The sequence below is a fragment of the Rhizobium phaseoli genome (assembly GCF_010668805.1).
Classification (GTDB): domain Bacteria; phylum Pseudomonadota; class Alphaproteobacteria; order Rhizobiales; family Rhizobiaceae; genus Rhizobium; species Rhizobium phaseoli_A.
Genome location: NZ_WUFT01000002.1, coordinates 316,068 through 337,257, shown reverse-complemented (window position 1 = coordinate 337,257; position 21,190 = coordinate 316,068). Strand labels below are relative to the sequence as shown.

The 21,190-nt window shown below is 61.6% G+C and carries 15 protein-coding genes; 10 read left to right on the top strand and 5 right to left on the bottom strand.

Annotated features, from left to right (window positions below; translation table 11 throughout):
* Positions 1–8: 8 nt before the first annotated feature.
* A complete protein-coding gene (locus tag GR197_RS04700) occupies positions 9–1,271 on the bottom strand; it encodes a DUF3422 domain-containing protein (RefSeq protein WP_164007055.1) in 1,263 nt (420 codons plus the stop codon).
* A gap of 231 nt (positions 1,272–1,502) precedes the next feature.
* Positions 1,503–2,789 carry an ABC transporter substrate-binding protein gene (locus tag GR197_RS04695; RefSeq protein ID WP_164007053.1) on the bottom strand — a complete coding sequence of 429 codons (1,287 nt, stop codon included), beginning with the start codon at positions 2,787–2,789 and terminating at the stop codon, positions 1,503–1,505.
* A 190-nt stretch (positions 2,790–2,979) separates the two neighbouring features.
* On the opposite strand from GR197_RS04695, the gene GR197_RS04690 reads away from it, so the two are divergent.
* The 6 genes from GR197_RS04690 to GR197_RS04665 are packed head-to-tail and all read left to right on the top strand — an operon-like array spanning position 2,980 to position 11,126.
* Positions 2,980–5,502: a hypothetical protein gene (locus tag GR197_RS04690; protein WP_164007050.1), complete on the top strand. Its 2,523-nt coding sequence runs from the start codon at positions 2,980–2,982 to the stop codon at positions 5,500–5,502.
* Positions 5,503–5,518: 16 nt separating this feature from the next.
* A complete protein-coding gene (locus GR197_RS04685; RefSeq protein ID WP_164007048.1) occupies positions 5,519–6,613 on the top strand; it encodes a glycoside hydrolase family 88/105 protein in 1,095 nt (364 codons plus the stop codon).
* Complete coding sequence (locus GR197_RS04680; RefSeq protein ID WP_164007045.1) at positions 6,610–7,974, top strand: glycoside hydrolase family 28 protein; 1,365 nt, start codon at positions 6,610–6,612, stop codon at positions 7,972–7,974. The genes GR197_RS04685 and GR197_RS04680 overlap by 4 nt, the downstream gene beginning before the upstream one ends.
* On the top strand, positions 7,962–9,068 hold the full coding sequence (locus GR197_RS04675; RefSeq protein ID WP_164007043.1) for an ABC transporter ATP-binding protein: 1,107 nt from the start codon (positions 7,962–7,964) through the stop codon (positions 9,066–9,068). Before GR197_RS04680 ends, GR197_RS04675 begins: the two co-directional genes overlap by 13 nt.
* A 2-nt stretch (positions 9,069–9,070) precedes the next feature.
* Complete coding sequence (locus tag GR197_RS04670) at positions 9,071–10,066, top strand: carbohydrate ABC transporter permease (protein ID WP_164007041.1); 996 nt, start codon at positions 9,071–9,073, stop codon at positions 10,064–10,066.
* A 13-nt stretch (positions 10,067–10,079) separates the two neighbouring features.
* The gene (locus tag GR197_RS04665) at positions 10,080–11,126 is read left to right on the top strand and encodes a carbohydrate ABC transporter permease (RefSeq protein ID WP_204330066.1); all 1,047 of its coding nucleotides are present in this window, start codon (positions 10,080–10,082) and stop codon (positions 11,124–11,126) included.
* A gap of 355 nt (positions 11,127–11,481) precedes the next feature.
* Here GR197_RS04665 and GR197_RS04660 read toward each other — a convergent pair whose 3' ends face one another.
* Positions 11,482–12,633, bottom strand: coding sequence for an ROK family transcriptional regulator (locus GR197_RS04660; protein ID WP_164007037.1), 1,152 nt, complete (start codon positions 12,631–12,633; stop codon positions 11,482–11,484).
* Positions 12,634–12,804: 171 nt separating this feature from the next.
* Here GR197_RS04660 and GR197_RS04655 point away from each other — a divergent pair, with 171 nt between their 5' ends.
* On the top strand, positions 12,805–13,833 hold the full coding sequence (locus GR197_RS04655; protein ID WP_164007035.1) for an AraC family transcriptional regulator: 1,029 nt from the start codon (positions 12,805–12,807) through the stop codon (positions 13,831–13,833).
* Between the two features lie 10 nt (positions 13,834–13,843).
* Here GR197_RS04655 and GR197_RS04650 read toward each other — a convergent pair whose 3' ends face one another.
* Both GR197_RS04650 and GR197_RS04645 read right to left on the bottom strand, forming a co-directional pair.
* Complete coding sequence (locus tag GR197_RS04650; RefSeq protein WP_164007033.1) at positions 13,844–14,917, bottom strand: substrate-binding domain-containing protein; 1,074 nt, start codon at positions 14,915–14,917, stop codon at positions 13,844–13,846.
* Positions 14,918–15,093: 176 nt separating this feature from the next.
* Complete coding sequence (locus tag GR197_RS04645; protein ID WP_164007031.1) at positions 15,094–15,726, bottom strand: TetR/AcrR family transcriptional regulator; 633 nt, start codon at positions 15,724–15,726, stop codon at positions 15,094–15,096.
* 112 nt (positions 15,727–15,838) lie between these two features.
* Here GR197_RS04645 and GR197_RS04640 point away from each other — a divergent pair, with 112 nt between their 5' ends.
* Genes GR197_RS04640 through GR197_RS04630 form a run of 3 tightly spaced genes read left to right on the top strand, consistent with a single transcriptional unit; the run spans position 15,839 to position 21,062 of the window.
* Positions 15,839–16,912, top strand: a complete 1,074-nt coding sequence (locus tag GR197_RS04640; RefSeq protein WP_164007029.1) for an efflux RND transporter periplasmic adaptor subunit — start codon at positions 15,839–15,841, stop codon at positions 16,910–16,912.
* Positions 16,909–17,994, top strand: a complete 1,086-nt coding sequence (locus GR197_RS04635; RefSeq protein WP_164007027.1) for an efflux RND transporter periplasmic adaptor subunit — start codon at positions 16,909–16,911, stop codon at positions 17,992–17,994. Before GR197_RS04640 ends, GR197_RS04635 begins: the two co-directional genes overlap by 4 nt.
* Positions 17,991–21,062 (top strand): efflux RND transporter permease subunit, encoded by a 3,072-nt coding sequence (locus GR197_RS04630; protein ID WP_164007025.1) that lies wholly within the window; start codon positions 17,991–17,993, stop codon positions 21,060–21,062. The genes GR197_RS04635 and GR197_RS04630 overlap by 4 nt, the downstream gene beginning before the upstream one ends.
* Positions 21,063–21,190: the final 128 nt, after the last annotated feature.

Genomic DNA, 21,190 nt, shown 5'->3' with positions numbered 1-21,190 from the left:
TGCGCGTGTCAGTGGCTTCCGGACACGGGACCATGTGGCGCACCGGCGATGCTCCTGCGAACGTGACGAACCGCGGTCCAGACGGCGAAGAGCACGAGCGGGATGGCGCCGAGAACGGCGAGTTTTGTCACGTGCGGATCGACGCCCAGCGCGGAAATGCTTTCAAGGCAGATCTTCGCCAGGCCGACGGTGTAATAGGTAATGGCAATGACCGAAAACCCTTCGACCGCCTGCTGGATATGCACCTGGATGCGGGCCCGCTCTTCCATCGACGTCAGCAGCGAGGCGTTCTGATCCTCGAGCTGAACCTGGACCGTGGTTCTGAGCAGGTCTCCGGCCAGGCTAACGCGTTCGGCCAGTTCGTCGAGGCGCCGCTCTGCCGCATAGACCGAGCGCACAGCCGGTTGGAAGCGTCGGTCGATGAACGTCCCCAGTCGTTGCCTTCCCTGGACCCGCTCTTCGCGAAGCTCGGACAGCCGACTGGCGACGATATCGGCATAGGCTTTCGTCGCACCGAAGCGGTGGCGGGCGAGCGCCGAGAAGTTGAGGACATCGGACGAGAGCCTGGTCACCTCCGACAGCAGCGCCTTGTCCACCTTGACGGCACCCTGCATATGGGTGATCAGCAAATCGAGCCGCTGGTCGAAGGCCGAAAGCTTGGAGACCGTCTCGCGTGCCTTCGGCAGCGCCAAAAGGGCCATCATCCGGTATGTCTCGATTTCCAGGAAACGCCTGACCATGCGGCCGGTACGATAGGCGTTGAGGCTGCGGTTGAAGAATAGGAACTCCGCGAAACCGCTGTCTGTCAGGCGGAAGTTCGAATGCACCTCCGCGTCGCCGCCGCCGACCTGAGAAGCGACATAGTCGAGCTTTGGTTTTTCCGAATGCTGTCCGTCCTTGTCGGCCCGCACCAGCACCCGGACGGCCGCGATGACTTTGCCGTCGATTTGACGGCAGCAGGCCTGAAAGGCTTCAGGCGGGTTGCTGCCGGGTTCGGCGGCTGCAGGAACGACGAAGGTGAGGGTCAGGAACTCGGTATGCGCCTCCCATTTCAGCCGGCCGTCGCCGAAGCGGCCGATGCCGTGGTTCCCCTCGCGGGTGGCAGAGACGTCTTCCAATCCCGGCATGGAAGCCGGCAGCGTAGGCGGGGCACTCTCGCCGACTATGGCGACGTGCCAGACATCGGTGTCGGTCTCAAAATAAAGCGACGGCCGTGCATGCAGCTCGTCGTGAAGTTCCCTGCGCAGCGGATGCTCGGAACCCATCGGCATTGAGACGCACCTCTATACGGTAGAAAGCCGCTGGGTCGCCGGACGTATCCGGGTTGCCGGCGTTTATGATTTGACATCGCGCATGGCTGGCCCAAGCTGACAACGGCTATAGCCTCTCCCGAGGCTCGTGTCACGACGCCTTCGTCATCGGACAAAAACGATCAGCCACGGCCTGTTGCGAGACCGTGGCTGATACAGCGCGCATTCTGCGGAGGGCGCAGGCGCGGCCGGTTACTTGTTGGCGGCGAGCGCCACGTTGACCTTGTCGACGTCTGCACTCATCGCCTTGAAAGTCTCGTCGAGGGAAAGCTCGCCGACGATCAACTGGCTCATGCGCTGGACGATCAACTGATAGATGGCCCCAGATCCCTTGAGGCGCTCCAGGTCGCGGGCGGCCTGAGGCGCGCTGTCGCGGGCTGCGAGGAAGACGGCCATGGCGTCCTTGGCGTTCTTGCTCTCGAGCTTGTACTGCGGGTCCTTGATGTCGGCGCCGGTCAGGATGACGTAGTTTTCGGCGACTTCGCGTTGGACCTTTTCAGAGCCGAGGAACTCGATGAAGGAGGCGACGGCCTGCGGGTACTTGGTGCGCTTGAAGCCGACGATCGCGGTACCACCAGGCATCGCATAGCAGCCGGCATCGCCGCAGGGCGCGCTGATCGCCGTCCAGTCGAAGGCGTCGCCGATCTTCTTCTGGAACGGATTGACCATCCAGTTGCCGGCAAGATAGGTCACGACATTGCCGTTGACGAACTCGTCACCCATGTTCTTGTACTGGGTTCCGCCGGCAGCACCCCACATCTCCTTCGGGAAAGAGCCGTCCTTCGTCCAGTTGTAGAGATCGGTGATGTAGTGCTTGGCGGCATCGTCGGGGAAGGCGAACTTGCCGTCCTTGACGTAGTTCGAGCCGTAGGAGAAGGCAGCACCCGAGAAGCGGTGGCCCGAGCGGTCCATGGTGAACGGGATCTGGGCGCCGGTCGCCTTGGCGACGCGCGCGGAAGCCTCGACGATGTCTTTCAGGGTGGCGGTCGGCTTCGGAAGCGGTTCCTTCGCCTGTTCGAACAGCGTCTTGTTGACGAAGGGCAGGTTGAAGGTCTGCGACGCGACATAGCCGTTGATCGAGTTCGGATCGTTGACGCCGGGGAAACGAAGCGTGTTCAGGCTGTCGCCGTGCAGCTTGGCGAAACCATCGGGATCTTTCATCAAGGGGCGCATATCGAGATAATAGGGCGCCAGCTGCCAGTCAGTGATCTTGGCGACATCCGGGCCTTCGCCGACGGCAAGCTGCACCGGCAGCTGCTTGGCGACCGCATCATAACCCGACGAGACGAAATTCACCTTGATGTCCGGATGCGCGGCCTCGAATTCCTTGCTCAGCGCTTCCATCCGCTCGACATAAGCCTGGTCGTCGTCGGTAAAGAGAAAGGTGATCGTCTGGGTTTCGGCCATGGCCACGCTGGACCATGCAAAAGAAACGGTGGCAAGCGCCAGTGCGAAAGCCCCTGAAAGATAGGTTTTCATTTTCATCCTCCCATGAAAACATTTTCATCAATCGTGGCGTAAACCATCGATGGGTGAATTTCATATACTTGACATTCATCCCGTCAAGCTATTTTCTATGCGAATAGCGATGTTTTTGAGCGATCTGCAAAATCACGCACCAAAATAACATAATGAAAATATTTTCATTTTATTGCGGAGGAGGCGATCTGTGAAAACGGAAAGCATCAAGCAGCCGGGTGACGTGGCGCCGGCATACAGCGTGGCTGAGGGCCAGACGATAACGGCATGGGCCGTTTCGGGCCTCATCGCCAGCTATTTCCCCGGCGAGCCGGCGCTCGCCGAAGATCGCGTGAACTATCGCTTCATCAACGGTTTCGTCGATGTCGGCGACCTGCCGTGCCGCAAGGCCTTCTGGTCGACCATGGTGGGGCGGCCGCTCATGCCCGACACGTCCTGGCCGACCGAAAGCCTCAATCTCCCCGGCTCGAACCGCCGCGTCGAGTTTACCAGCTTCTGGCATGTGCCGACGCATATCAGGCGATGGCTGAAGGGCACGTTCAGGACGGAGGCTCCGCGCAGGCTCAATCTGGCTCTCAAGACCTGCGGCGGGGTTCGCATCTGGGTTAACGGCACAGAGGCCGTGCGCTTCGAGCCCTTCAAGCGCAACGTCGAGAGCGCAACTGAGATAACGCTGATGCTCGAGGCCGGCGACAACGAGATTCTCGTCCACACCGAAGACCTTGCCGAGCGTGACACGACCTGGTTCTTCGAACTCGAAATGCTGGACAGGGAGCCGCTCCGCGTGCTGCTGCCGGTATCGCTTGATCAGGACGAGGTGCGTGAGCTGGAAGCCCTTTCGCGCGGCGTGCGCCCGGCCCGCGACGTCTTCGTCAATCAGCCGCTGGAGATCATCTTTGACACCGCGCCCGAGCGCGACCTGCCCGTCGAGCTCAAGGTCGTCGGCCATGGCCACGAGCGGCCCGTTCTCGCCCATTCGAAACTGACTCTGTGCGCCCATCAGAGCCGTCTGATCGCCGAAGATGTCTGCGGCATTGCGGACGGTTATCACGGTATCCACATGACGATCGGCTCCGGCCCGGGTTCGGTCACCCGCGTTATCGATGCCGCCTTCATGAGCAGCCTTTCGCCATTGCCTGCAGAGACCTCGCTTTCCGCCCGCAAGCGCCAGGCGCTGGAATACAGCGCTCGCTTCGGCGCCAATCGCGCCGGACGTCTCATCGCGATGATGGAAACCCGCCATCTCGACCAGGAGAGCTTCGACCGCATCGTCGATGCGACGCTTGCCTCCATCGATGCGCGCGAGGATTGCTCGGATTTCATCATGGTGCCGCTCTTGTGGCTGCTCGGCGCCTATGGCGACCGGATGCCGGAAGCCACGGTCGAACGCATCCGCCGTTCCGTTCTTTGCTATCGTTACTGGGTCGACGAGCCGGGCAATGATGCGATGTGGTTCTGGAGCGAGAACCACGTGCTCTGCTTCCATACCAGCCAGTTGCTGGCCGGACTCCTTCTGCCCGAGGCGGTGTTTTCGGCCTCGGGGCGGACGGGACGGCAGCAGGCGGAACTCGCCGTCGAGCGCCTAGGGCGCTGGTTTGACAGCGTCGAGGCCCATGGCTTGGCGGAGTGGAATTCGGCCGCCTATTACCCGATCGATTTCATCGGTCTCTTGGCGCTGGAGCGCTGGGCCGAGAGCGGGATTGCCGATCGCGCCCGCGGCCAGATCGATCTTATCTTTCGTATGATCGCCCTTCATACGCTGGCCGGCGTTCCGGCCGGTTCGCAGGGCCGGGCCTACGACAAGGAATTGCGCGCCGGCCCGCTGACCGAGCTCGCGCCTTTCGCCCAGGTCGCCTTTGGAACTGGTTGGCTGAACAACGGTGTCGCCGCGTTGACAATGTTCTGCGCCGGCGGCTACGAGCCGCCCGCCGATCTCGTTGAGCTTGCCGCCCTTTCCAGGGGCAGAAGCGTCGAGGCGCGCTACAGCCAGGGGCTCGAAAGCGGAAAGCTCGTGTTGTTCAAGAACGAGGCGGCGCAGCTTTCGACGGTGGTCGATCATAAGACCGGCGGGAAAGGCCACCAGCAGCACGTCCTTGATGTCAGGCTGGCCGGCCATCCGATGGCGAGGTTGTGGGTCAATCATCCCGGCGAGGATGATCCCTGGGGCAATCAAAGGCCATCCTATTGGGCCGGCAACGGCATCCTGCCGCGCGTCGCCCAGCATCGCGATATCGCCCTTCTGATCGAGGATACCAGCGCCGCACGACATGCATGGACTCATGCCTATATCGGCCGCGATGGCCTCGATGATCTCATTGTCGAAGGCAAGTGGCTGATCGCGCGATCGGGCCGGGGATTTTCCGCCCTCTGGGCATCGAACGGCCTGGAACTGATCACCGAGGGCCCGACCGCCGGCCGCGAGGCGCGCTCCTATGGGCTACTCTGCGGTTGGGCGGCCATTGTCGGATGCGGCAATGGCGACGCCTTCAAAGCCTTCCTCGAGCGCCTGTGCCAGACGACGGTATCCTTCGATCCCGCGCTTCGGCGCCTTGCGCTGACGCCGCCGGGTGGCCCGGTGATCTCTCTCTCCTATGCCGACGGTCTGTCGATCGCCGGCCAGCCCCGGCCGTTCACGCATGATCAGCCGCACCCGATCCTCACCCACGACAGTGCGGCCTCCAGCGCCGGCGCTGACGGACCGTTCTATTCCTGAAACATAGGTCTCCCGCATGAACACAACATCTGTCGACAACGCCGCCCTCCTGACGACGATCGATCGGGTGGCGACTGCTTTCAGCCGGCTCAGAGGCATCAAGGAAGGTCTGGTGACCGGAAGCTCCACCTCCGGCATTCAGTTCGACGAATGGGACTGGGAAGTCGGCGTCGGCCTCTACGGCTTCCTGCGGCGGGCCATATCCACCAATGACCAAAAGGCGCTGGAGGAACTCGTCGCCTGGTATGCCGGCCAGATCGAACGCGGCCTGCCGCCGCGCCAGATCAACAGCACGGCGCCGATGCTGCCGCTGGCAATCCTCGTCCAGCATGTCGACCGGCCCGATTTCCGCGCGCTCGTCGAGGATTGGGCCGAATGGCTCGTCAAGGAATTGCCGAAGACCGAGGAGGGCGGCTTTCAGCACGTCGTCAAGGAACGGCTTAACGACGGCGAATTGTGGGACGACACGCTGTTCATGGCCTGCCTGTTCCTCGCCCGGGCCGGCGTGCTCTGCGAGCGCAGCGACTGGATCGACGAGGCCGTCTATCAGTTCGTGATCCACACACGCTATCTCTCCGATCCGGTCAGCGGTCTCTGGTATCACGGCTGGACCTTCAACGGCCGGCATAACTTCGCCAATGCCTTCTGGGCCCGCGGTAATGCCTGGATTACCGTCGCCATTCCGGAACTCTTCGATCTCGTCCCGACGCTCGGCGAAAAGGACCGGCGTTTCCTTTCGAATGTTCTCGTCAGCCAGGTGCGCTCGCTGAAGGCATATCAGCGGCCGGACGGGATGTTCACGACCCTTCTGGACGACCCATCGTCGCCGGTGGAAACTTCGGCCACGGCTGGCATTGCCTATGGCATCCTGCGCGCTGTCGATGCCGGCATTCTCGACGAGAGCGACAAGGCCTATGCCCAGCGCGCGCTTGCGGCGGTGCTGGCGCAGATCGACGAGGAAGGCGTCGTCCACGGCGTCTCGGATGGCACGCCGATGGGGCACGACCTCGATTTCTACCGGCGCATCCCGAACGTGCCGACGCCGTACGGCCAGGCGCTGACCATGCTGCTGCTGACCGAGGTCATCCTCGAAAACGGCCGTCGCCAATGAGCGCGGTATCCCTCGTCGCGATTGAGGCGGTCGATGGCGACAACACGGCCCGGCTTCAGACGGCGATCGACGCTCTATCGGCTTCCGGCGGCGGACGGCTGGAGCTGCTTGCAGGCATTCACATCTGCCGGGGGCTGCGGCTCAGATCCGGTGTCGATCTGCATCTGGCCGCCGGCGCGATCCTGCGTCCCGTTCCGGATTACAGCGCCTACGCGCATACGACTGTTTCGGTGATCGCCGAGAAGTCGGACCGTGGCATGATCGTCGCCAAGGGCGCGCGGAGGATCCGACTGACGGGGCCGGGGCGTATCGAAGCCGGCTGCGAGAGCTTCATCATCGGAGATGACGAGACGGTGGGGACCTTCATCCCCGCGGAATTCCGCCCCCGCGTCGTCGTCTTCGAAAGCTGCGACGAGGTCGAGATCAGCGCGCTGCATATCAGCCGCTCGCCGATGTGGACGCTGCACTTCGTCGACTGCACCGATGTCGCGGTCCGCAACGTCACCATCGAAAACGACCGCCGCCTTCCCAATACGGATGGCATCGTGCTCGATGCCTGCCGCGGCGCCGTGATCGAGGATTGCACGATATCGACGGCCGATGACGGCATATGCCTGAAGACCAGCATCGGCCCGCAGGGTGTCGCCATCGGGCGATGCGAGAATATTCTTATCCGCCGCTGCTCGGTTCAGAGCCTTAGCTGCGCGCTGAAGATCGGCACGGAAACGCATGGAGACATCACCAATGTCGTTTTCGAGGATTGCAGTGTCTCATCATCCAACCGGGCGCTCGGCATATTTTCCCGCGACGGCGGCCGGATATCGAACGTCCGGTTTTCGCGGATCGCGGTAGAGTGCCGCGAGACGCCCGATGGGTTCTGGGGGTCCGGTGAGGCGCTGACCGTCAATATCGTCGACCGTGTCACCGAGCGCCCTGCAGGCGCCATCGGGAACCTCATCGTCGAGGACGTCAGCGGGCAGATGCAAGGGGCAATCACCGTCATTGCGGCCGCACCGGCCGGCATCCGCAACGTATCGCTGAGACGCATCGGCCTGGAACAGCAGCCGGGGCAACTCGGCACCGCTCAATCCTACGACCTGCGCCCGACCAGTGCCGATCTTGCCCCGAAGGCCGACGGCGGTGGCCGCGCAAATGCCTGGACGCGCGGCTCGGACGGGCGGGTGATCGGTCTTGAGAATTATCCGGGGGGAATGCCGGCCGTCTACGTGGCGGGGGTTGCCAGGGTATTGATGAACGAGGTGCGGATCACCAGGCCGACACCGTTGCCGCAAGGCTGGAACGCAATTGACGTCGTCTTCGAAACGGCGGCACCCGATGGGAGTGGGGCATGGCAGAACTGAAACTTTCCAACGTCAACAAGTCGTATGGCTCGGTCAAAGTCCTGCACGACGTCGAACTCGATATCAAGGACGGCGAGTTCGTTGTCTTCGTCGGTCCGTCGGGATGCGGCAAGTCGACCCTTTTGCGCGTCATCGCCGGCCTCGAAGAGGTCACGTCGGGGGCAATCGCGATCGGAGGCCGGGATGTCAGCGCACTCTCGCCGGCCGAGCGCAAGATCGCCATGGTCTTCCAGTCCTACGCGCTCTATCCGCACATGAGCGTTCGCAAGAACCTTGCTTTCGGCCTTGAAAATCTGAAGTTCAAGCGCGCCGAGATCGAGGCGCGTATTGCCGAGGCCGCCAGGATGTTGGCGCTCGAACCCTATCTCGACCGGCGCCCGAAGCAGCTTTCGGGCGGCCAGCGCCAACGTGTTGCTATCGGCCGGGCCATTGTACGCGAACCGGATATTTTTCTCTTCGACGAGCCGCTGTCGAACCTGGACGCGGCGCTGCGCGTCCAGACCCGAGCTGAGATCACCAAGCTCCACCGCGAGATCAAGACGACGATGATCTATGTGACGCATGACCAGGTCGAGGCGATGACGATGGCCGACAAGATCGTCGTGCTGCGCGCCGGGCGGGTCGAGCAGGTCGGCGCGCCGCTGGAACTCTTCGACAATCCCCGCAACCTCTTCGTCGCCGGCTTCCTCGGCTCGCCGCGCATGAACATCATCAAGGGCAAGGTCTCGGCTATCGGTGAAAGCGGTGTGGCCATCGATGTCGACAACGGCGGTAAGATCGTCAGCGATGTCGACCCTGCCGGCATCGCGGTCGGGCAGGCCGTTCTTGCCGGGATAAGGCCCGCGCATTTTTCACGCGTCGGCGAGCAGGGCCTGCCGTTCGTCGTCCAGTATCACGAGGGCCTCGGCACCGAGACCTATGTCTACGGCAACCTTGCCGGCCACGACGAGCAGGTCATCGTTCATGAGGCCGGCCATTTCGCGCCGGCGCCGGGTGACCGCATCATGATCGACGCCGCCCCGGGGCGGGTCCATCTGTTCGATCCCGAAAGCGGCCTGGCTTTTGCCCGGCGGCCCGGGCAGGGGAGGCGCTGAATATGGCGGCGCTCAAAGCAGGTGCATTGCTGTCGCAGACAGGCGAAACGGCAATGAGGGTGGTCGAAGCCCCGATTAATGTGATTGAACGGATCTTCGGCCGCAAGCGCATGCCATGGCTGTTCCTGGCGCCGAACCTCGTTCTGTTTGCCATCTTCACGTTCCTTCCGATCGCAATCGCGGTGGGCTACGCCTTCACCGGCGGCACCAATCTTTTCGTGTCGGAGCGGCCCTTCGTCGGCTTGGACAATTTCCGCACGCTGCTTTCCTGCGGCAATTATCTGCAGCCGGGAACCTGCCAGGAATCGCTGTTCTGGACGGCAGTGTGGAACACGCTGTGGTTCGTAGGGTTCAACGTCGTCGCCACGTTGCTCGTAGCGCTGATCACCGCGCTGATCCTCAATCGGGCGATTTTTGCGCGCTGCTTCTTCCGGGCGATGTTCTTCTATCCCGTCTTACTGTCGCCCGTCGTCATCGGCCTGATCTGGAAATGGTTCCTCGATCGCAACGGGCTGCTGAACGCCTTCTTTCAGATGATCGGTGTTCCCCCGGAGATCTTCCTGCTGGATGTCGGCTGGTCGCGCTTCTTTGTCGTCGTCGTGTCGGTCTGGTTCCATATGGGCTTCTACACGCTCATTCTGCTCGCCGGTCTCCAGGCGATCCCGAAGGAGCTCTACGAAGCAGCCTCCATCGATGCTGCATCGCCACGTCGCACGCTTTTCAGGATCACGCTGCCCCTGTTGGCTCCGAACCTGCTTGTCGTCTTCATCCTTCTGATGATCAAGTCCGTGCAGATCTTCGACGAGGCCTGGGTTCTGACCAATGGCGGCGGCCCCGGCACGGCCAACAGCTTCATCGTCCAATATATCTACCAGATGGCATTCAGCAGCGACCTTCGCCTGTTCGGACTGGCGTCGGCCGCATCGGTTCTCATGGGGCTGGTCCTTCTGGTTCTCACCCTCATACAGCTGCGCCTCGGCAAGCGAATGGAGTCCTGAGATGAACAGCTCTATGAATCCGATCCGCTTTCTCGCGCGCACGCGCCGGGCCGGACGCATCGACATCACCGATATTCTGTCATGGGTCTGGCTGATCGGTGGCACGCTGGCGGTGCTCGTTCCCGTCGTCTGGGCCGGCCTCTCCTCGCTGAAGCCGGCGGCAGAAATCACCCGATTTCCGCCAACGCTGCTCCCGCGCGCCGCCGTGGAGCGGACCGTGCCCGGCTTCGATAAGCCGCTCAGCCTCTGGCAGGTCAATATCGATGGCCAGCCGCGCGAAATGGCCATGGTGCGGCGCATCGGCCTCAAGGCCCAGATGGTCGATCCCGCAAATCCGGGACAGCCGGTCAGCGTCGACGTTAAGGGGATGACGCCGGTGCAGCACCTGACGGTTGCCACCGAGAACTACACCGATCCGCTGACGCGCTTCAACTTCCTGACCTTTCTGAAGAATTCGGTGTTCGTCACCGTGGTCGCGACGCTGCTGACGCTGATCGTCAACGCCATGGCGGCCTTTGCGCTGTCGAAATACAAGTTTCGGGGCGACACGACGGTTTTCGTCATCATCATCTCGACCCTGATGATCCCGCTCGCCGTCGTCATGGTGCCGGCCTACCTCGTCATCGTCGGGGTCGGGCTTGCCGACAATCTCTGGGGCGTCATCCTGCCGACAGTCGCCTCTCCGACGGCCGTCTTCCTGCTGCGGCAATATATGCTGACCATACCCGATGAACTGATCGAGGCGGCGCGCGTCGACGCGGCGAGCGAATTCTGCATCTTCTGGCGCATCATCCTGCCGCTGACGGCGCCGGCGCTTGCGGTGCTGACGATCTTTTCGGTGCTCTGGCGCTGGAACGATTTCCTCTGGCCACTCATCGTCCTCAACAGCCGCGAGAATTTTACGCTGCAGGTCGGCCTGAACGCGTTCCAAGGCGAGTTCTCGGTGCAGTGGCACTATATTTTGGCGATGACCTTCCTCAGCCTGCTGCCCGTCACCATCGTCTTCCTGTTCCTGCAGAAATACATCACCACCGGTATTGCCGGAACGGGCATGAAGTGAACGAGGCGGGCGCATAACCCCGAGACGTCCTCAAGCCGCTCGTGGCAGCGTTGGCTGATCGTATAGCCGGCGCTGCCGTCTTGCGTCCTGTTTACCGTTTCCATGAATCATTCAGCGTTAGCAGGCGGCTTCGGTATTCCGAACTCAAGAGCCAGGCGCCATAAATCTACCTGTACCTGGAAGCTCAGGGACGCCACGATCGACACGAGCTATATCGGCTTGCGATCGGCGCGCTGATATCGCTGGGTCTTGGTACGGCTGTGAGCCTCGGACAGATCGTGCGGCCGATCCGCCGCCTGACCAAAACGATGTCCGCCATCGCGGCCGTCGTCGAGACGCTGCTACCAATGAGCGATCACAAAACGGTTTCGATTAGCGGGATCAGGGCCGCGCCGATTGCGCCTGGGGCATCGATGATCTGTGCCACGGCAAGGCTGGGAACGTCGCGCAATACGCCGTGCCGAGGTAGATTATTGAATTCGGTCCGTTCGATAAGCATTCTCGCAAGCGAATGCGGAAGCTCGCCGCCAAGGACGATGAGTGCCGGGTCGAATATCGCGCAAATCGCATTGATGGCGCGATTGTGCGCTGGGGTGACGCGGTCGACCCATTCGCGAACGCCATCCCAATCCACCAGGTTTTCGTTCTTCAGATCTTTGAGGCTTAAGTCGGAGCGCCCCTTGCTCCGAAGATATTCAAGCAATTGGCCGAGTGCAGGGCGGTCGTCGTAGTCCTGACGCGCGAAGAGAACGGAGAATTCACCGGCGTTACCGAAACTGCCGCGAAACGGCATGCCCCCGGAAACCAGGCCGCCGCCATAGCCATGAAGATGGGCGACATAAGCGAAATCCGCAGCATCACGGCCAACGCCGAAGATCGCTTCCGCCAAAGCCGCGGTCCTGGCGACATTGTCTGCCCAGACCGGCAAGCCAAGCTGTTTACCAAGCAACGGCGCGAGGTCGATCAATGACCAGTGGGCGAGTGGCAGAGGACAATTGAAGGCCGTCTCCAGCATACGGTGGCCGCTGACCGCCAGGCCGACACCGAGGACGTCGCGCCGTTTGGCGCCCCGGCGAGCCAAAATGTCTTCGACCGCCGCTTCGATCCGTTTCAGCTCAGCCGAAAGCGAAGTGCCTGCCTGCGGGATTTCCAAGTTTTCCAAAGGTTCGCCGAAACCCATGAGGCAAAGGCCGATCGAGCCGACGTTGACGGAGATTCCAAGTGTCAGGCACCAGTCTTTTCGAAGGGTCAGCTCCGGGCTGGGCGGACCCGCCCGCCGGCCTTCCGAATGCGAATAGACGATCATTCCTCGCTCATGAAGCCGGGCGACGATCCTGTGCAGGGATTGCTGGGTGAGATCGAGCGGCTCGGTCAGCTCGGCACGCTCGATTCCGGGAGACTTCCAGATCAACCTCAACAGGTCCCGTTCATTGCGCGAGGCAACCCGCGGTGGTTGTGCGTCTCGCAAAAAATGCGCGGCGATATGATTTAGGGGAGCGTACTTCATTTTCGGATCGTTTTGATTTACACTGTAGGTGTGAACCTATGCATAGCACGTTTTGTTTCCAGAAAAAGCAAGGAATTCATCCATGGTTTTGGCGGTCCTGCTTACCCCATCGAGATTGGTCAGGCCAGTCGAGGTCACGTCTCGTGTGGCTAGTGAAAAGAATGAAGTCTCATGCTTTCATTGAGATCCGAGAATACAGCCCGCGTTCTTGAGCCTGAGGCTTACGGGTTTGTGCCGACACATCAAGGCACCAACTTCGAATCGATGGTTCAAGCTTTTTCGGCAGGATACGGGGTTTTCGGCGCGCAGCCGCTGAATAACGACCGGACCTTCGCTTGGGCGGCGGACTTAAGGAGGGCCGAGGCACTCACGGTGATTCATTCGGTGTACGAGGGTTCCTGGACAATCCGAACGCTCGACGAATCTCCGCAACACCTTGCGTTTTACATTCCGCACACGGGATCCTTTCGACTGTCCATTGGAAAAAGGATAATTGAAAGCGGAGCGGGTCATCTTCTCATGGCCAACAACCATGAGGCCAATGATCGCTTCATCCAAGGCCCGCACATATCGGATGTACTGTTCCTCGACTGGAAAATCGTGAAACGAATGCTGGTTTCACTTGTGGAAACCCCGCTCTCTGACTCGCTCGATCTGGAACCCGACCTGGATATTGCGACACAGTCGGGACAGCTTGTCGGTAATCTGGTGCAGACAATCGTGCAGGGCATGCGCAACGGCGGTCCGCTTCTGTCTTCACCTCTTGCCGTGGCGACGATGAGCGAGACCCTCGCTCACCTCGTGATCCGATTTGGCCACCACCGCCTTTCAGGCCAAATGGAAAAAAAGAAAATATCGCTGGTTGCGCCTTGGCATGTCCGACGGGCCATCGACTATATGCATGCCAAGATCGCCGAGCCTCTCACCATGACGATGGTTGCGGATAATGTCGGCGTTTCCCTTCGCGCGCTGCAGACGGGGTTCAAAGCTTTCAGAGGGACTTCTCCGGCTTGCTATCTGCGCTCCATCCGGCTGCAGGCAGCCCGCGAACAACTGCGGGATCCAACGAACGAACGATCCGTCCGCGAGATCTGCGCGATATGGGGTTTTGCGCATGCGGGCAGGTTTTCCATCATCTACCGCGGCACCTTTGGCGAGAGCCCGCGCGATACGCGGCTGCGGGCAGAGCGCTTGCGTTAATTCAGGCTTTTCAGCCTTTGGGATTCTGACGCCTTCCGACGGGTTCCTGACGTGGCGGCGCGACGCTGCCGCGCAGGACGAGATGGCATCCGAGTTCCAGGCGATGGGCCGGCCGCTGCGGGTCGTTGGCGATCAACCTCTGTTCGATGAGTGCCAGGGCGGCAGCGCCGAGCTTGTCGGTAGGAACGCTGACCGTTGAAAGCGGCGGACGGCTGAATTCGCCGGGGACGATATCGTCGAAGCCCAGCACGGATATCGCTTCCGGCACGCCTATGTCGCGATCGGCCAATGCCTTCAGGCAACCCAGCGCCAGATTATCGGCTGCGCAGAAGACGGCGGTCGCGCCTTTCAGCGTAGGATCGCGGTCGAGCAGGGCATTGATGGCAGCCTCGCCGTGCCTTGGCTCATATCCCTCGGCCTCCAGAATCATATCGTCCGGCATGCGAAGCTGGGCGGCGAAATAGGCATCGGAAAAGCCGTCATATCTCCGCTGGATCGTCGTGCGGCCCTTCCAGGTCAGGTGGAGGATGCGGCGATGCCCGAGCGCCAGCAGGTGCGCGATGCCGAGCCGTGCTCCGAACCGGTTTTCGGGTGTTACCGTATCAACCAGCATGGCGGGATCCTCGCCATTGACGATGACAACAGGCATATCGGGGGAGGCGAGGCTGCGGATGAGTTCCGGCTGATCGTCGTTGAGGACCACGATCCCGTCGGCACGCTCCGAAAGCGCGATCTGCCTGACATGAGCGCCGTCAATGCGCCGTCCGGTGCTGACGAAGGGTACGATCCGGATGCCGCGACGCTCGCACTCCCTTCGAAGACCGTTGAGGATCGTCCAGCTCACTAGGTTAAGGTCACTCTCCGGCGCCGCATCGTCGGGAATGGCGAGAAGCAAAACGCGCAGCGCCGCAATCGTCGCCTTCTTTCGCCGACGGTCGAGGTAACCCAAGCGTTTGGCCGAATCCAGAACCCGTTCGCGCACTTCTATCGTCAGCGGCGCGGTTCCGTTCAGGGCGTGCGAGGCTGTGCTCAGCGATACATCCGCGTCGCGCGCGACATCCTTGAGATTGACTTTGCGTTCCACTTTATTCCGTCGCGAATTGAGGTCATGCCTTCGAAGGCACAAGCTAACTTGATGTTTTCACATAAAAACTTCAGAAAAGCTACGTGCGCCGCAGCCTATTTTTTCTCATTCGGCGAAAACCGGCTGCAGCGCTGCCGCAAATGCGCGATGATCGCGTGCGCTGGCGCCATTGGCGATCAGTGAGGCTTGGCGAGCAAGCCGTTGAACAGCAGGTCGAAATAGGTCCGCAAGAAGGCCTCTTTGTTGGGAGTGGGCACGCGGCGATCGTCAAATATCAGCCGCAGAACCGTCGTCGTCAGGATGGGCGCGACCACGATGTCGGAAAATTCCACCGGAACCTGACGAAACTCCCCCGAGGCCACGCCCTCGAGGATAAGAGCGTCGATCTTGGCGATGATCGGCGCAATGAACTGATCGTGGTGGCGATCGATCAGGTCGGGAAAGCGCTGTCCCTCCGAAATGACCAGTCGCATCAACTCGCGCGTCGCGCGGTCCTCGGGAATTTGCTCGTAGAAGAGGCCCAGAATGGAAACCAGCCTGTCGGTAGCGCTGCCGCTGAGCCGATCGGCGATCACGACCAATTCCTGAAACGGCACGGAGAAGTGGTTGATCATCGCTTCGAATAGGTTTTCCTTGGTTTCGAAATAGACGTAGACCGTGCCCTTGGTGACGCCGACCCTGTCGGCGATGTCTTCGACCCGTGTTCCGGCAAAACCGCTTCTGACAAATTCCTCGAAAGCGGCATCCAAGATCTGGATGGGTCGCAGCGCTTTCTGTTCCGCGCGTGTGAGTTTCTTCTGAGCTGCCATTTTCCTCGCCTCCCTTTATCATGCACGCTCTCATTCCCTGCGGCACAAAGTTTCATTGACTAAATAGTCAGTCAATTATATAGAAGCTGCCGTTGAGAGCAAGAGGTCTACTATGAGAACCATTCAGGTCGCCGCGGCGATCGTATGCGCCATCGGTCTCGGATCATGCAGTAATGACAGCCGACCGGCCGAGCCAGCCCCGAGGCAGGTCGGTGTTGTCGTCGCCAAGCCTGAGCCGCTGGTCCAGGGCGGTGCGATCACGGGAGAAGTCCGCGCCCGTGTTCAGACCGATCTGTCCTTTCGCGTCAGCGGCAAGATCGTCGAACGGCTGGTGGAAATCGGCCAATCCGTGAAGGCGGGGCAGCTTTTGGCCCGCATCGATCCGGAAGAACAGAAGGCCGATCTGGACGTGGCGGCGGCCAATCTTCAGTCGGCGCAAGCCCAGCAGACCCAGGCGCAGCTGGCATTCGACCGCCAGCAGAGCCTGTTCCGAACGCAGGTGACGACCCGCGCTGCGCTCGATCAGGCGCAGGAGGCGCTTCTGACCGCTCAGGCATCGACCAAGTCGGCACAGGCGCTTTTCGAAACTGCCCAGGATACCCTGTCCTACACGGAGCTGAAGGCGGACGCCGACGGGGTGATCACCGCCCGCAATGCCGAGGTCGGGCAGGTGGCGCAAGCCGCTCAGGTCGTCTTCACCCTTGCCCATGACGGCGATCGGGACGCCGTCTTCGACGTGGTCGAAAGCGCCTTCCTGCGCCCGATCGAAGGTGACGGGACCGTGACCCTTCTGTCGGACCCGACGCAAAAGATCGAGGCGAAGGTTCGCGAGATTTCGCCGACGATCGATTCTTCCACCGGCACCATCAAGGTCAAGGTCGCGATCTCAAGCGACGCTCCCATTCCGCTGGGCGCTCCCGTCGTCGGAAGATTCAACTACGTCTCCCAGGACGTTATTCAGCTTCCCTGGTCGGCAATGACCGCCAAAGACGGCAAGCCAGCCGTTTGGATCGCCGATCCCACATCGTCAGCGGTCTCTGTGCGGGCGGTCGATGTCACCGGCTACGAGACCGGCAGCTTCATCGTGAAATCGGGCGTGTCGGCAGGAGAGGTCGTGGTGACTGAAGGGACAAAATTCCTCAGGCCCGGTGAAATCGTTTCTTATGTCAAGGAAGCTTCCAAGTGAGTATTGGTCCCAAGATAGTCGCACTAATGATGGGTACGGCCTTGATTTCCTCCTGCACGCGGCAAGAGGACAACAAGGAAGAAGCGCCCCGTCCCGTGCTGTCGATAATAGCCAAGCAGACGCCTGCCACCAGTCTCAGCCTGACCGGTACAGTCGAGCCGACGATCGAGACCGAGCTCGGCTTTAGGATTCTCGGGCGGATGATTGCCCGCAACGTCAATGTCGGAGATGTCGTCAAGAAGGGCGACGTCGTCGCCGCCATCGATCCGGTGGCGCTGGAGCTTGCCGTGCGCAGTTCCCAGTCCGATGTGGAAAACAGCGACGCCCAGTTGAGGAACGCGGTCACCACCGAGCAGCGCCAGCGCGCGCTCGTGGAGTCGCGCTCCGGCACCGAAGCTTCGCTCGAAGAGGCCGAGCAGGCGAGACGGTCGGCCACGGCTGCGGTCGCCAAGGCGCAGGCCAATTTCGACAAGGCCAATGAGCAGCTCGGCTATGCGCAGCTTCGCGCGGAATTCGACGGTGTGGTGACCGCGGCCTCTGCCGAGGTCGGGCAGGTCGTATCGGCCGGCCAGACGGTCGTGACCATCGCGCGGCCGGACAAGCGCGACGCCGTGGTCGACGTGCCGCAGGGGGCCGCCCAGAAACTGAAGATCGGCGCGCCCTTCGAAGTGACGCTGCAGCTTGATCCTGCGATCCGCGCGTCGGGGATCGTGCGCGAGATCGCGCCGGAGGCGGACACCTCGACCCGCACGAGCCGAACGAAGATCGCGCTTGCCGATCCGCCGGAGGCCTTCAGGCTCGGTGCCGTTATATCAGCCTCGGCCACCATCGCCGCCGATCCTGAGATCGTGCTGCCGTCTTCGGCAATCCTTGCCGGCACCGACGGCCCGAGCGTCTGGATCGTCGATGTGCCGGGCAAGAAAGTCTCGCTGCGCCGCGTGAAGATCGATGGCGACGCCGTCGAAGGCGGCACTGTGCGCATCACAGAAGGGCTTGCGCCCGGAGACAGGGTGGCCGTGGCAGGCGTGCATAAACTTGAAGATGGCCAGACCATCAGGATCGACCAGGAGATCAGCCAGTGAAGTCCTTCAACCTTTCCGACTGGGCGCTCGAACACCGTTCGCTGGTCTGGTACTTCATGATCGTCTTCATTCTCGCCGGCGCCTTCTCCTATTTGAACCTCGGCCGCGAGGAAGACCCGAACTTCACGATCAAGACGATGGTGATCACGGCACAGTGGCCCGGCGCTTCCGCCGAAGAGGTCACCCGCCAGGTGACCGACAGGATCGAGAAGAAGCTCCAGGAACTGGAGTCGCTCGACTACACCAAGAGCGAGACCGTCGCTGGCCAGACGACCGTCTTCGTCGAGCTGCTGCCGACCACCAAAACTAAGGATGTCGCGCCGACCTGGCTGCGCATCCGCAACATGATCGCCGATATCAAGGGGGATTTCCCAAGCGGCGTCGTCGGTCCTTTCTTCAACGATCGCTTCGGCGACGTGTTCGGAAACATCTACGCCTTCACAAGCGATGGGCTGAGCCAGCGGCAGCTTCGCGACCTCGTGGAAAACGCCCGCTCCGAGGTTCTGACGGTGCCCAATGTCGGGAAGGTCGATGTGGTCGGCGCTCAGGATGAGGCGATTTACCTCGAATTCTCCACACGCCAGATCGCAGCACTCGGCATAGACCAGCAGTCGGTCATCAGCACCCTGCAGGCGCAGAACGCTGTTACCCAGTCCGGCTTCGTCGATGCCGGGCCGGAACGCATAGCCTTGCGGGTGAGCGGACAGTTCACCTCCGAGGAAAGCCTGCGGTCGATCAACCTTCGCATCAACGACCGCTTCTTTCCGCTGACCGACGTCGCCACGATCAAGCGCGGTTATGTCGATCCGCCGTCGTCGCTGTTCCGCTTCAATGGCGAACCGGCGATCGGGCTTGCGATCGGCATGAAGCAGGGCGCCAATCTGCTGGCGTTCGGCGAGGCGCTGGAGGCGCAGATGAAACGCGTCGTTGCCGATCTTCCGATCGGCGTTGATGTGCACCGCGTTTCCGATCAGCCTGATGTCGTCGACGAAGCGGTTTCGGGCTTCACCCGAGCGCTCTTTGAAGCGATCGCTATCGTGCTCGTCATCAGTTTCATCAGCCTCGGCCTGCGCGCCGGCATGGTGGTAGCGATTTCCATCCCTCTCGTGCTCACCATCACCTTCGTGGTGATGGAATATTCCGGCATCTCGCTGCAGCGTATTTCGCTCGGCGCGCTCATCATCGCGCTCGGACTGCTCGTCGACGACGCCATGATTGCCGTGGAGATGATGGTGGCCCGTCTGGAAGCGGGCGACGATCTGAAGAAAGCCGCCACCTACGTCTACACATCGACGGCTTTTCCGATGCTGACGGGAACGCTGGTCACCGTCGCGGGTTTCATTCCCGTGGGTCTCAACAACAGCGCCGCAGGCGAATTCACGTTCACGCTTTTCGTGGTCATCGCGGTTTCGCTGGTCGTCTCCTGGATCGTGGCCGTGCTGTTCACGCCGCTTCTCGGTGTCACCATCCTGCCGAAGACCATGAAGTCGCATCACGAGAAGAAGGGCCGCTTCGCCTCCTTTTTCTCCTGGCTTCTGGGGCTGGCGATGCGCTGGCGCTGGATCACCATCGCGCTCACCGTCGGCGTGTTCGGCCTCTCGGTCGGCGGCATGGGGCTGGTGCAGCAGCAGTTCTTCCCGAACTCGGACAGGACCGAACTCGTCATCGACTGGAACCTGCCGCACAACAGCTCGATCGCCGAGACCAACAGGCAGATGGCCAAGTTCGAAAAGGAGATGCTGGCCGGCAACAAGGACATCGATCACTGGACGACTTATGTCGGCCAGGGCGCGCCGCGCTTTATCCTCTCTTTCGACGTGCAGACGCCTGATGTCTCGTTCGGACAGACGGTGATCGTCACCAAGGGGCTTGACGTGCGCGACAAGGTGCGGGCGGACCTGCAGGGCTATCTGACGAAAACCTTCCCCGGCACCGACGCCTTCGTCAAGCTCCTCGATATCGGCCCTCCGGTGGGTAAGCCGGTCCAGTACCGGGTCAGCGGCCCCGATATTCAGAAGGTGCGTGACATCTCCCAGCAATTTGCCGGCATCGTCGGTGCGCATCCGCTTCTCGCCAACATGGTCCTGGACTGGAACGAGCCCTCCCGCGTCGTCAAGGTCGATGTGCTGCAGGACAAAGCGCGCCAGCTCGGCGTCTCCTCCGAGGATATCGCCACCGCCCTTAACGGCATCGTCGAAGGCTCGACGGCGACGCAGATCCGCGACGACATCTACCTGGTCAATGTCATCGGGCGGGCGAGGGCATCGGAGCGCGGTTCCATCCAGACGCTACAGAACCTCCAGCTCTCCACCTCCAACGGCAAGGTCGTGCCACTCTCGGCCGTCGCCAATTTCCGCTACGAGCTCGAGCAGCCGACGATCTGGCGTCGCGACCGGCAGCCCACCATCACGCTCAAGGCGGCCGTCATCGGTTCGACGCAGCCGGCCACGATCGTCGACCAGCTGAAGCCGAAGGTGGAAGAATTCCAGAAGAACCTGCCCGTAGGATACAAGGTGGAAATCGGTGGCGCGGTCGAATCCAGCGCCGAGGCGCAAGGGCCGATCGCGGCGGTCGCTCCGATGATGCTGTTCGTAATGGCGACGATCCTGATGATCCAGCTGCAGAGCTTCAGCCGCCTGTTCCTGGTCTTTGCGGTGGCTCCGACGGCTTTGATCGGCGTGGTTGCGGCTCTGTTGCTGAGCCATGCGCCGATGGGCTTCGTCGCGATCCTCGGCGTGCTGGCGCTGATCGGCATCCTGATCCGCAACTCCGTCATCCTCGTCGTGCAGATCGAGCATCTGCGCGCCGAAGGTGTCCCGGCCTGGCAGGCCGTCATCGAGGCGACCGAACATCGCATGCGGCCGATCATGCTGACCGCAGCGGCAGCCACCCTCGCGCTGATCCCGATCTCGCGCGAGATATTCTGGGGACCGATGGCCTACGCCATGATGGGCGGAATCGTCGTCGGAACCGCGCTCACCCTGCTATTCCTGCCGGCGCTCTATGTCGCGTGGTTCAGGATCCCGAGGGATAAAGGCGCCCAGTCCGATGCCGCGGCAGAGGCGTGAGGAAAGCGAATGGCTACTTCACGCCGCCGTGGCTGCAACACGGACTGGAACGCAATGCGTGGGATGGCACAAGCTACTGCCATCCCAAGCGGGACCGGGAACCGCACTCCCAGTGACGACATGGGCAA